General features: G+C 34.9%; 12 protein-coding genes. 7 read left to right on the top strand and 5 right to left on the bottom strand.

The window, feature by feature from the left end:
* Nucleotides 1–768 precede the first annotated feature (768 nt).
* Entirely contained in the window at nucleotides 769–1,950 is a 1,182-nt protein-coding gene (locus tag C8K15_RS19165) for a replication initiation protein (protein ID WP_158268363.1), read from the top strand.
* A 160-nt stretch (nucleotides 1,951–2,110) separates the two neighbouring features.
* Here C8K15_RS19165 and C8K15_RS19160 read toward each other — a convergent pair whose 3' ends face one another.
* A complete protein-coding gene (locus C8K15_RS19160; protein ID WP_108588008.1) occupies nucleotides 2,111–2,773 on the bottom strand; it encodes a hypothetical protein in 663 nt (220 codons plus the stop codon).
* 284 nt (nucleotides 2,774–3,057) lie between these two features.
* Here C8K15_RS19160 and C8K15_RS19155 point away from each other — a divergent pair, with 284 nt between their 5' ends.
* Complete coding sequence (locus tag C8K15_RS19155) at nucleotides 3,058–3,429, top strand: hypothetical protein (RefSeq protein ID WP_108588007.1); 372 nt, start codon at nucleotides 3,058–3,060, stop codon at nucleotides 3,427–3,429.
* 604 nt (nucleotides 3,430–4,033) lie between these two features.
* On the opposite strand, the gene C8K15_RS19150 is transcribed toward C8K15_RS19155, so the two are convergent.
* Complete coding sequence (locus C8K15_RS19150; RefSeq protein WP_108588006.1) at nucleotides 4,034–4,462, bottom strand: hypothetical protein; 429 nt, start codon at nucleotides 4,460–4,462, stop codon at nucleotides 4,034–4,036.
* A gap of 440 nt (nucleotides 4,463–4,902) precedes the next feature.
* Between C8K15_RS19150 and C8K15_RS19140 the strand changes: the two genes are divergently transcribed.
* The 4 genes from C8K15_RS19140 to C8K15_RS19125 all read left to right on the top strand — a co-directional run bounded on the left by C8K15_RS19140 (nucleotide 4,903) and on the right by C8K15_RS19125 (nucleotide 7,544).
* Nucleotides 4,903–5,139, top strand: coding sequence for a hypothetical protein (locus tag C8K15_RS19140; RefSeq protein WP_108588004.1), 237 nt, complete (start codon nucleotides 4,903–4,905; stop codon nucleotides 5,137–5,139).
* A 134-nt stretch (nucleotides 5,140–5,273) separates the two neighbouring features.
* Entirely contained in the window at nucleotides 5,274–5,531 is a 258-nt protein-coding gene (locus tag C8K15_RS19135; protein WP_108588003.1) for a hypothetical protein, read from the top strand.
* A 393-nt stretch (nucleotides 5,532–5,924) separates the two neighbouring features.
* The gene (locus tag C8K15_RS19130; RefSeq protein ID WP_233260582.1) at nucleotides 5,925–6,167 is read left to right on the top strand and encodes a hypothetical protein; all 243 of its coding nucleotides are present in this window, start codon (nucleotides 5,925–5,927) and stop codon (nucleotides 6,165–6,167) included.
* Nucleotides 6,168–6,704: 537 nt separating this feature from the next.
* Nucleotides 6,705–7,544, top strand: a complete 840-nt coding sequence (locus C8K15_RS19125; protein ID WP_108588001.1) for an alpha/beta fold hydrolase — start codon at nucleotides 6,705–6,707, stop codon at nucleotides 7,542–7,544.
* A gap of 747 nt (nucleotides 7,545–8,291) precedes the next feature.
* Here the strand turns inward: C8K15_RS19125 and C8K15_RS19120 are convergent.
* The 3 genes from C8K15_RS19120 to C8K15_RS19110 form a co-directional block, all read right to left on the bottom strand.
* The gene (locus tag C8K15_RS19120; protein WP_233260581.1) at nucleotides 8,292–8,855 is read right to left on the bottom strand and encodes a type II toxin-antitoxin system PemK/MazF family toxin; all 564 of its coding nucleotides are present in this window, start codon (nucleotides 8,853–8,855) and stop codon (nucleotides 8,292–8,294) included.
* Nucleotides 8,856–9,128: 273 nt separating this feature from the next.
* Nucleotides 9,129–9,650: a MerR family transcriptional regulator gene (locus tag C8K15_RS19115; RefSeq protein WP_158268362.1), complete on the bottom strand. Its 522-nt coding sequence runs from the start codon at nucleotides 9,648–9,650 to the stop codon at nucleotides 9,129–9,131.
* Nucleotides 9,651–9,857: 207 nt separating this feature from the next.
* Nucleotides 9,858–10,334, bottom strand: coding sequence for a hypothetical protein (locus C8K15_RS19110; RefSeq protein WP_233260580.1), 477 nt, complete (start codon nucleotides 10,332–10,334; stop codon nucleotides 9,858–9,860).
* Between the two features lie 492 nt (nucleotides 10,335–10,826).
* Here C8K15_RS19110 and mobV point away from each other — a divergent pair.
* Nucleotides 10,827–11,610: MobV family relaxase (gene mobV, locus C8K15_RS19105; RefSeq protein ID WP_146173684.1), on the top strand; the 784-nt coding region annotated here is incomplete at its 3' end.

Raw genomic sequence — 11,610 nt, 5'->3', positions numbered from 1 at the left:
TTGAAAAAAGAACAATTCGACCAGTACATACCGGATGATGAACGTCCAGGTGCTGAAAGCATGAGAGAAACACTCCAACAAAAAAGGGAACAAGAAAAATCGATCGATAGCCGAAAGAAACAAGACCTAGATTTAGAGAGATAAGTCTCGAACTACGGGGAAAGTAGCTGCAAAATGTGGTTTTGGCAGTCTGTAGATTTCGACTAAACTCCATAAGCTCTAAAAAGCCGTACAAGCGTTTTTAAGGTGGTTGAAATGCTTATCCTTACAAATTCCAACAAAATCTATTAAAAACGCTCTTACGTATAATAGAATCACTTCTAGGTGCATTCGGATTCATAGTAGACTGATAGTTTTGCAGAGAGTCCTGAGAAGGGCTTTTTCTTTTGGAAAAGATTTTAACGAATTTCATTTTCCACCACCACCAGGTTCTCGCGCGCGTTGTTTGTTGTTGTTTTTATATCTTTTGTTTAAAGTACTTTGTTTTAACTGTTTTAGACACCCTTCAACACGTTGGTATGACTGTGTTTTATAGGTTTAACTATTACACTTTCGATTCGAACTATTACATTTTCGATTCGAACTATTACATTTTCGATTCCTTAACTATTACATTTTCGATTCGAACTATTACATTTTCGATTCGAACTATTACGTTAGTTAAGAAGTGTGTAATAAAAGACTTTGCACAATATATTTGAGTGGTTTATATTGATATTAGTATTACAAATACATAAGTCTAGTAATAAAAGGATGGGGAGATGTTCTTTGCAAGAAAATTATATGGTTACACAATCTAATAATCTGATTGAAGCCCGTCATTTGAAGCCATTAACGGCAAGAGAACAAAAAATCGTACTGACTATGGTGAGTATGATTCAACCGACCGACAAAGACTTTATGGATTATCGTATTTCGATTCGTGAATTTCATGAAATGTTGGGACTTTCTGGTAGAGAACATTACACCGAAATAAAAGAAATTGCGAAAGAACTTATGTCTAAGAGTGTTGAGATTCCTAAAGACGATGGAGGTTGGATACTGGCGAATTGGATTTCAAGTGCTGACTATATCAAAGGAGAAGGTGTTATTGCATTGTCTTTTTCACCAAAACTTTTGCCATACCTTTTGCAATTGAAAAATGCGTTTACGTCTTATCGGTTAAGTAATATTTTGTCTCTGAAAAGCACCTATTCCATTCGCTTGTACGAATTGATGAAAAAGTGGCAACATCTTGGACGTTGGGAATGTCCAGTCGAAAGTTTGCGTGAAAAATTAGGGGCAACAACGAAAACATACAGCCTTTACGGGAATTTCAAGAATAGGGTGTTATCTTTTGCTATTAACGAAATTAACGAAAAAACGGACTTACATATTACTTTCAAGGAAATTAAAAAAGGACGTAAAGTGGATAAAATCGAATTTTCCATTCAGCATTTCAAAGAAAAAGAAATTCGACTACCTAAAAAGCAAAAGGAAGAATCAAATGCTACTTCAGTAAATGAAATACGCGAACGACTGAATGGCTCAACAAAGGGCTATTTATTTGATAAAGCGTACTTTGCTGATATTTATTCAACTGCACTCACGATTTGGCAAGAACGGGCTGGAAATGAATTGAAAATGCTCGTAGAATACGTCAATGCTGAATCATCGATCAATAAACCTTTAGGTTTTATTAAATCAAAGCTAAAAATCGCGTTACAGTTGCATTTTTCGGGTGAGAAAATTAGTTTCAGTGATTTAGAAGGAGACAGCCGGTCAACTGGACGTGTGGAAGTGGTTCCTGATTGGTTTAGTAAACGACGTGAGAAAAAAGAAGAATTCATAATGTCAGCGGAAGAAGAAGAAAACCTGAAGCATGAGCGAGTGGGATTATACAGAAAACTTGGATTGAGCGAAGAAGAGATAGTCCAACGTGAAAAAGAAAAAGATCTCATTTTTAATTAAAATAATGGTCAACCTCCAATCGTAAATAATGCGGTATTTGACCCGCGTGGGCTAAAAACTTCAAAAAAAGAGCTATTCGCATTAGTTAGCGAATAGCTCTTTTTAAAGCCTTGAAAGACCTACAATGATTCAAGATAACCTAGGAGGAATTTTCAAATGGTTAGTATGTTGCTCGGTAAACCACGTAATAAGATACGCTTTTCGGCGTGCTATATGAAGAACTAGTGAAATGAACAATAGTATTATGATATTCATACAGACCTAAACTTGCATTATATCCTTTTGACTGCCATGCCCCTACATAAGTCGGTTTAAAAATAGCACCTGTCCAAGCCGTAAGTTTATTGACTAAATAGACAGCATAACCGCTCTTGCTTATAAAGCCGGGGACTTTGGTAGTAACCCAAGCTACGATTAAATTTGCTGCTTCTTGTTCAGTCTTATTATCGTAGGTTCTATAATAAGGACCTGCCGTTATAGATCCTGGGAACTCATCAGTGGGGATAACATATGATGTAAAGTCATCACCAGCTCTATCCGCGGGTTCTTGCTCTTTTCCTTTTATCATTTCTTCAACTTCCACTAATTTCTCTTTTACTTCAGCTTCAGTAATCTCCGCGTTACCTGTCAGTTCAATACCTTGATACTGATATGTATAAATATTTTCACCTTCGATTGTTTCAACTGACTTTAAATATGTATTCTCTGTTTTCACTTCTTGTTTAACAGTTACCTTCTCTTTATTACTAAATGCACTCGCGCTTGATAATGGGAAGGTTGCAAAAAGAAGAGCCGATAGAATTAATAAAATAGGTTTTTTCATAATATTCCTCCTTTTCTTTATTATGTAAATCATACATTTATGTCCAATTAATTACAAGTTAATTACATATTATTGGTTTTTATTTACTACAAACACTAGCCTTTCATAATAAAATAAAGAAAATATTACCAATATATATAATTAGTTGAATATTCAAACAATACTTTTTCGACAAAAGAGTAGTATATACTATAATTAATTGAATATTTAGATGACACTGAAATGGATTTCATTACAAAACTAAGAGGACAATGATAATATCAAAATTCAATGGAGGAGATTTAATGAATGCTTTCAAAGTTATAGTTTCAACATTCTTAGCTTGTTTCACCTTACTGATGATTAATGACTATTTCCCAAATACGTTAATGTCTTTTCATATACCTAAATGGTTAATCATTAGCTTAATGGTAATTATATTCTTAACCAGCAACTTCTTTGTAAAAGAAGAGGACAACGAAAGACATACTTTAAATTGGTTAATCATTTCTACAGGCTATATTGTTCTTCTAATGCTAGTTCTACCTGTTTTTGGAGGGAACTCTTCGACAGGGATTTCTTTTAGTAATCCAATCATTTCGGTCTTATTAGTAATTGTTTTGTTTGATATATTTGCTAAACGGAGAAAACTTAAAGTTAATAGATATTCAAACTGACATTTTGAAAGCAAAAATGAATTAATTGTTGTACACTACTCCTGCAATTTATTAGTAAGCTTTAAAAAGGTGTGGCTCCTGCGAAAAATTATTGCAGCAGCCACACCTTTTAATTTGATAATGAGATGTTTTTGAGGTCCTCACGCCATGCGAGAGTAATGAACCGCAAAATAGTCAGTTCACTACTCATGTCCTTTTCTTGATCTGCGCTGTATCGATTTGGGGTGCTGAAAATCAGCACCCCAAATTTTGTACACAAAAATGAAATTTAGTACGTAAAGACAAAATGGATATTTATTCATGGGACAGAAAAAGCGACACCGCCAAAAGCCCGTCAACTCAACGATGTATATTCGGTGAATAAAAGATGGATGGGCGAAAAGAGGAAGAAATGAGAAACCGCAAGGGTTTGTTCGTAGGGTGCAACTTCCTAGTCGATATGTTATGTCAACCTACGGTGTATGTACTATACAACCTGGTTCAGCGATTGAATCAATGTTTTGGATCATCCAGTTTCTTGTTCAACTAAAGAGGCAGTTTAGTGAACAAGTATAGTTATTTAATGATTTATACTATTACAAAAAAGACGTTACGATTTATCTTTTTATCTCCTTTTTATTAGATAGGAATACCCTTTATAAAGTATATAAGTAATGCCATTTAAACAAAGCAAGATAATAACTTGTAATGCTGAAAATACAGCAAAAGTTAAAAATAAATCGAAATAAGCTTCACCAGGCGGAAAATCTTCCGAAGTATCTACATTAATATAATTAATAAAATAAAAAATAAAAATGGAACAAAAATAACCTATGTATGCAAAAATCCAATGCAGAAAGAACTCGATTCTAAATTTACTAAACCAAAGAAATAGATTAATAGACACGATAATCAAAGGAAAGTATAAAAGTTGAAAATTGTCTAACTCAATTTTTTCACTCATCATAAAAACATATAAATATTGAGTTAGACAAAGGATAATAATGTTTGTTAAAGCTATTAAAATAACTGATGAACGTTTATTTGTATGCATTGTTTAATCCCCCTGAATTAAAGTATCTGTAAAATAGTACCCGTTTTTAGTGGTAAAATTAGGAATAAAGAACAGGAACGGAGATGTAATTTTGGAAAGAATCCTCTTATTCTTATTACTCTTGATAAATTCATTTTACGTAGTGAGTTTCCTTATCAGTTTTGAATTTTTTACATTTAGTATTCTATGGATTGTCTTTTTTATCATCAGTTTATTCATTTCAATTTTTTATTTGTTACGTTCAAAAATGAAATCCAGCTATATCGCGTATTTATCAATTGCGGTTTTAGTTGCAAGCATTAGTTCTTTAGGGGCTTATGGTATTCAATATTATTTATCTAACTTTATGGGTTAATATTTGTTGAACTAACGGGTCAGGTTAGTCGAAGAAGAAGGGAATTGGAATTTTTGGTAATACCATCTAAAGGGGAGTGGTGTTTATGAAAAAAGGTTGGATTTCAATAGTCAGTGGCTTAATTTTAGGTTTGATTATTTCATACTTTACGCTTGATTATAATGGTTGGACTATTATCCATCATAATCAAGATGGTGAAGTTGAAAAAACAATTAACGAATTAGATTTTAATCTTATAACAAATTCCTTTTTAATAGTTGTGGCTTCAATTATTATGATTTATTTACTTCTAAAACTAAATGATAAGTATAGAAAAAAATAATGTTACCACTTCAATTAATGAGTGCTTTAGTTTAACAAAGGGCTGCCAAAGGATCTAACTGTTGGACTACGGTAAGAGGAATTAATCAACGGTGCAATCTATAACGAGGGATTGTTGAAAGATGGGGTGTCTGAATGAAGGTGGTTCTTCTAGCATTTATGAGTTCAATTGCAGTACATGTAGTTTATATAGTCGGTATGGTGTTAGTTGGTTATATAAAAACAAAGAACTATAAACCGGATATTGCAAGTGCATGGGATGAAGTAGAGACACTTCGAAAAGAAGTTGTTTTCGTTAAGGTTAATTCTCCTTTTCTTTATTTATTTTCATTTTTAGGAGTAGCAGTGATTTGCGGAATTATTATATTTTCATATAGAAACTTGTTGAACTAACGGTTTTGGTGAATAACTGGCTGCCTCTACAAGCAGCTTTTTCTTATTGAGTAATGAAGTTAAATACTTCCTAATCGTGGTGTTATGTCAACCTAGGATGCATACGTGATACAATCCACTTGAGTAAGTGAATTGAGCTTTTACGGACGGATCATCTAGTTTCTTGTTCAACTAACACAGCAGAATAGTTAAACAAGTTTTTTATATAATGTGGAAAAATTATCTAGTAAAGGGAGATAAAATAATATATCATAATTATGCCAAAAGCTATGATTCTAACGTTAGCACCAAGGATACATCAACAAAATACCATAGAGTTATCATCAATAAAAATGATGCTTCTAAGAGTACGCAATTTCCATTAGCATTCTAAGTAAGGAGAAGACTATGAATATGAAAAGAAACCAAGTGTTTATACATTTAGAAGTATCTAATTGGGACAATACTGATTTAAGTTCAACGTTACATGAGATGTGTCATTTTAATAAAGAATATGAGAATGATATAGTAGAGGTTCATCAGGTTGTATCCTTAGGAAAAATTAATAACGAATGGAGATATTTAATCATTTTAAATATTTCAAGAGATCTAGAGAATTTAGGGGAATTAGTAGGAAATGGTTCCAGTGCAAGTTAACCTATGATAGCAAAAAACTTATGAATAAACTATTCATTCCTAGTAGACATAACGTCTACCTATAGACAGTCCAAACAGACGCAAAACCCTTGATAACACTGGGTTTTGCGTCTGTTTATTTTTTATCGGTTATGCAGGTTTTTATACAGGTTATCCCTAAAAAAGTAGGTGGAAAAAGAAGGATTTACGGTTGGCGTAGTCGAATAGGTTAAAGTATCATTTTTATGAATTTTAAATCGATTTTAGAGTGTTAACCAAAAGGGTTAATGGTTAAGTAAATAGATTACCTTCTTGTTAAACTAACGGATGCCTTAGTTTAACAACCGGCTGCCTTTTCAGGGCAGCTTTTCTTATCGAAGTAAAGGGTCTTTAATACTTCCTCATTCGGATGTTATGTCAACCTAGGATGTGTACGTGATACAATCCAGTTGAGTAAGTCAAATCGAAGTTTAAGGCGGATCATTCAGGTTCATGTTCAACTAACGGTGCAGGTTAGTTGAACATGAACTAGAAAGGTTTACAAAGGAGGAAGCTATTATGTCCAAATGGAAAAGAGAGATGATTGAAACCTCTCGTGGATGCTTTGAGGTGTTTGAAAAAGGAGAGGGTGAACCTGTTTGTATAACTCATCATTATTCGGAATTTAATAAGTCTGGGGACTACTTTGCTGAAACATTTACAGACAATAATAAAGTTTTTTTAGTTAACTTAAAAGACGCAGGAAGCTCAGATAAAGCAAAGAATGCCTATGAATTAAGCATGGTGGACGCAGTGCTTGACCTTGAAGAGATTCGAAAAGTGAAGGGTTACTCAGCATGGACATTTGCTGGACATTCTACAGGTGGAATGATTGGAGTTTTATATGGTATCCATTTTTCATCCTCTTTAAAATCCCTTATTCTTGTAGGCTCTTCTGCAAGAGAATATAGCTCATCATCAAGTAAGTGTATTTATAATGAGGGACATCCTAAATTTAAAAGGATGCAAGAATTAATGGAACTTTTAAAGCTTCAAAGCACAGTGGGAGATGACCGGAATAGATTGTCTAAAGAAAGAACTCAACTATCTTTATTTAAACCTGAAAATTATGACCTGTATTTTTCGGAAAATATAATTAAAAAAATGTCTGCGAATAGATTAAATTTTTTTAATAGAGAACAACTAATTTTTGATGTTACTCGCCAATTATCAGCTATTAAAACAAGAACTATCATTCTTTGCGGTAGACATGATGTTCAATGCCCTGTGGATTTTTCAATCGAAATGAATGATTTGATTCCGGATGCTTCATTACATATTTTTGAACAAAGTAACCATTATCCATTTTTAGAAGAAGATTTCGAATTTAAGCGAGTTCTAAAAAGCGTATTATCATAAAGAGTTTTGTTCAACTACCGGGTGCTTTAGTTGAACAACCGGCTGCCTTTACAAGGCGGCTTTTCTTATGGCCTAGATTTTAATCGTGTACCTATACTTAGTGTCGTATAGGTTACTGAACTTAGATTGTTGAACGAGTTCTTGAACATTAATGAAAGAGTCAACCCTCACAAAAAAGTTGTAAACATGGGGTGTTCATTAACTCCTAAGTTTTGTTACATAGGTGTTTATTATTGAATGTATCTTTAATTCCATTCATTTCTGCTCCTCAATAAGGGCACAATCTCTCAAGGGCTTTTTTGTGTCTTCAAAAGGATCGGTACAATTGCACTCATCTTTATTTTGGCCAAAATAAAAACCCCGGCGCTTAGCGCCAGGGCGAATTGTCCACGACTAGGCGGACGACTAATACCCGTGTAAACGGGGGTTTGCCCGTGACTAGACAGGCGATGTATTCAAAGTATATGGATATTGCTTCATTTTATTCATCAGTATAAATAAAAAGGGACCGATAAAAGGCCCCTAAAAGAAATAACGTGAATGATTTGAATCACGCGAATTGCCCATGACTAGACAGGCGATGTAAGTTATAAGCCAATTATAGGGTACTAGAAGTACAATAGTCAACCGTAAATGGGCGTAAATGACTGTGAATAGCTGTAAATGAACGTAAATGGCTACAAATGATGACTGTAAATAGACTTAAAAGCGCGTAATCAACGTTGTTAATTCAAAAGTATTAGATAGTCACTTTTTACGACTACTTGTTTTAATACCTAAAACCCATTCAAGACGAGTTGAGATTCTCTTCAAATCACCTGGTAAAAGATCACCTAAATGAGTTTTTATTCTAATTTTACTAACTGCCCGTGATACTTCAGCCATTGCTGCGGAATCGTATTCCAGAAAATCGTACTTGTCCGTCTTTAAAAAATAGTGACTTTGCAATTTGGGCTCGTCTAAGTATTCTATTCGTCCATCTTTATCTCTTACAACTTGTCTTTCAGTGTCTTTTTTTACTTTTCTTTTCAAGTTTTTCGTCAAAGGAACCACATAAACATTCCCCGATGATGTGTTTATCAAGTCGTTTGATATAACAATAACTGGACGCAGCTCTCCCTGCTCACTTCCAATATTTTCTCCTAAGGCACACATATAGACGCCACCACGAATTATATTTCTTCCAATTTGCCCCCTTTCATCCTCAATCCAATCTTTAGAAATTACGATTTTATCCTCTGTCCATGTGCGAATCTTTTTCTCTTTTTCTTTTTTGAGCTTTTCGATTTCTTGTGGAGTCTTTCCCTTCATCATTTCCTCCCCTTTCAAACTAACTCATACATTGTACAATTTTTTTCATTTTTTCACATAATAATTTCAACGTAACACAATAGGCATTGTGTTACGTTTTTGGTTTGTGGGATTTTGATAAAAAAAGAAAAGAGAATCAAGGATAACGTTCTTTTAAAGCAAATAAAACTTCGACTCAACAAAATTAAGAGTCGTTCAGAATGGATAACTCTTTCATACCTAAATTGCTTGTACTAGAAAAAAATTGACGTGCTTTTAACGGTTTTATTTGTTCTATCCAAAAAGCCGTTTAAAGAAAGACGGTTTCTTTTCTTCAGTAGAGGCTGATTCTAAAAGTGCTTTCTTTTCTTCTTGAATCGCTTTGATGGATTCTAAAAACAAGTGATCTCTTTTTTCCAATGTTTCTTTTATGTACCGTTCTTGATCAACTAATTTCTCTATTAGCAGCTTATTAAATTCTTGTTGCTGTTTTAACGCCTCTTTAATTTCTTCCATATCGTCTGCTGTTGCAAGTGCTGGTGTACTAGCCTTTTCAAACGTTTCTTCCTTGTCACCATCTATCACCACGGCAAACTCTTTTCTTAAAGTGTTGTCAACTTCCTCTGATTCATGACCGTTATCATAAAGCTGTTTAATTCTGATCAGCACTTTTACAGCGGTATCTTCATAACGCCTAGATCTTGCACCACCCTTAAAGATAAAGAAATTGGCGAACTTAGATATATATCTCCTTATAGTCGTATCAGGTATGTTTGTCTGATCCGCTAATTCTTGAATGTTTAGCCATTTCGTCACTACTACCACCACCTTCTACCATCTACTATAATTATCACTCACCACTCACTTATTAGCCACCACCACATGAAAATCCTTTGTGTATCAACGATTTATTTAAAGTCGCAGTCACCATCAGTTACCACTAGACCTTTAACTAAGGGATTCAATTGCACAGGTTAATGAGAGATGTTTATAAAAAACCACCAATGAAAATTGATGGTTTTTTTATTTGTAAGGATTTTCGTACAAATGATAATGGTTTCCGCCAAGAAGTACCTTTTTTGTTTCAGCGTCTATTACTACATATTTGTGCCATTCTTCTTTTTCATTTTGGTGAAAAGATGCCATGAAATATACTTGTCGGTTGGGATGAACATCAGTTTGATGTTTAAGATCCATTTTTCCACTAATAAGATTAGTCTTTCGGTTGAAAGTGAATTCTGCATCTGGAACATCTTTAAAAGAGATTTTTTGGCGTATACTAAATGCAGCGTTCTTATACTCTTGATAGATATTTTTATCTACCTCATTATAAAATTCATCTTCACTAATAAAAGATTTACTTTGATTATCCAGGTACTCTAACTTTGGATATGTTATATCAGATTTTGATGCTATTTGATTTGATGATGCTTCAGAGAGTGGAGCTGGTTGAAAGAGAACGTTAGCAAGAACAGCCAAAGTTAGTAACATTATTTTCATTATTTCACCTCCTTTGTATTAATCTTATAATTGCCTGAATTTTGTTTTATATGCTAATTAGTTCGAGAAAAGAGATCGTCAAATTGACGATCTTTTTTGTTTAGAAAAAGGGGGGAATCACGAGAAGTGTCAACGGTAAATATCTGACTGGAACGATAGTGGAAGGAATTTAAGGAGTTGACACGTGAGATGATTCTTCACCCTGTTTTTGGTTCTCACCCCATGTGAGAACCTGCCACCCGGCGAGGGGGTTTTGGTTGGTGGGTTGCCCCTTTTGAAAAAGGGGCAACCTGCTCTTGATCTCTGGGAAAAGAACGTCCGCAGCCGGACGATTTTTTCTTGCTTTTGAACCGGGGGAAGGACAGCATCCACCAGGAGGAAGTCACCCCTGCACTCACCCTCGGAGAGCACACCTTTACGCATGTAAAGTATAGTGTGTTATACTTTTCTTGGAAGTGTTGCCGGTAAAATCGCGTGATCGGAGGGGATTGTATGAGCTTTGTAGTGGCTCGAATGGTGAAGATAAAATCACATGATGTCAAAGGAATTCAATTTCATAACCAACGAGAAAAAGAGAGTCGAACCAACCCCGATATTGATCCAGCCAATCGACACTTAAATTACGATTTGGTGAACGCAGAAAAGATTGATTACAACCAGCGAGTCAAAGAAATTATTGGTTCACAAAAAATAGGGGAACGAAAAACAAGAAAAGATGCGGTCTTGGTCAACGAGTTATTGATTACCAGTGATACCGTTTTCTTCGACAAGCTGACTCCGGATAAACAAAAACAATTTTTCGAGGAAAGCTGCACCTTGTTTTCGGAACGATACGGAAAACAAAATGTAGCTTATGCCACGGTACATAATGACGAGCGCACCCCCCATCTTCACTTAGGCATCGTCCCGATGCGGGACGGCAAGTTACAAGGCAAAAACATCTTCAACAGACAAGAATTGCTGTGGATTCAAGACGAGTTTCCCAAACACATGCAAAAGCTTGGATTCGACATTGAGCGTGGGGAAAAAGGGTCGAAGCGTGAACACATTGAAACTCAGAAATTCAAGGCAGATACGCTGGATCAGCAAGTCAAGGACCTGGAAACCAAATTACAAGACGTGACGAAGGTGTACGAGGTCGAGCAGCAAGTCGATAACATCCCCGTAAAAGACAAGCCTACCCTCAAAGCGAAGATGGGTTTAAATGGCACTAGAACCATCGAAATTTCGTCGGAAGACTACGAAACGATTAAATCCCTCGCTAAAGGGGCGGAGG

Source organism: Paenisporosarcina sp. OV554 (genome assembly GCF_003058165.1).
Classification (GTDB): Bacteria; Bacillota; Bacilli; order Bacillales_A; family Planococcaceae; genus Paenisporosarcina.
Note: the sequence above shows the minus strand (reverse complement) of the source record. Positions and strands in the feature narration are given on the sequence as shown.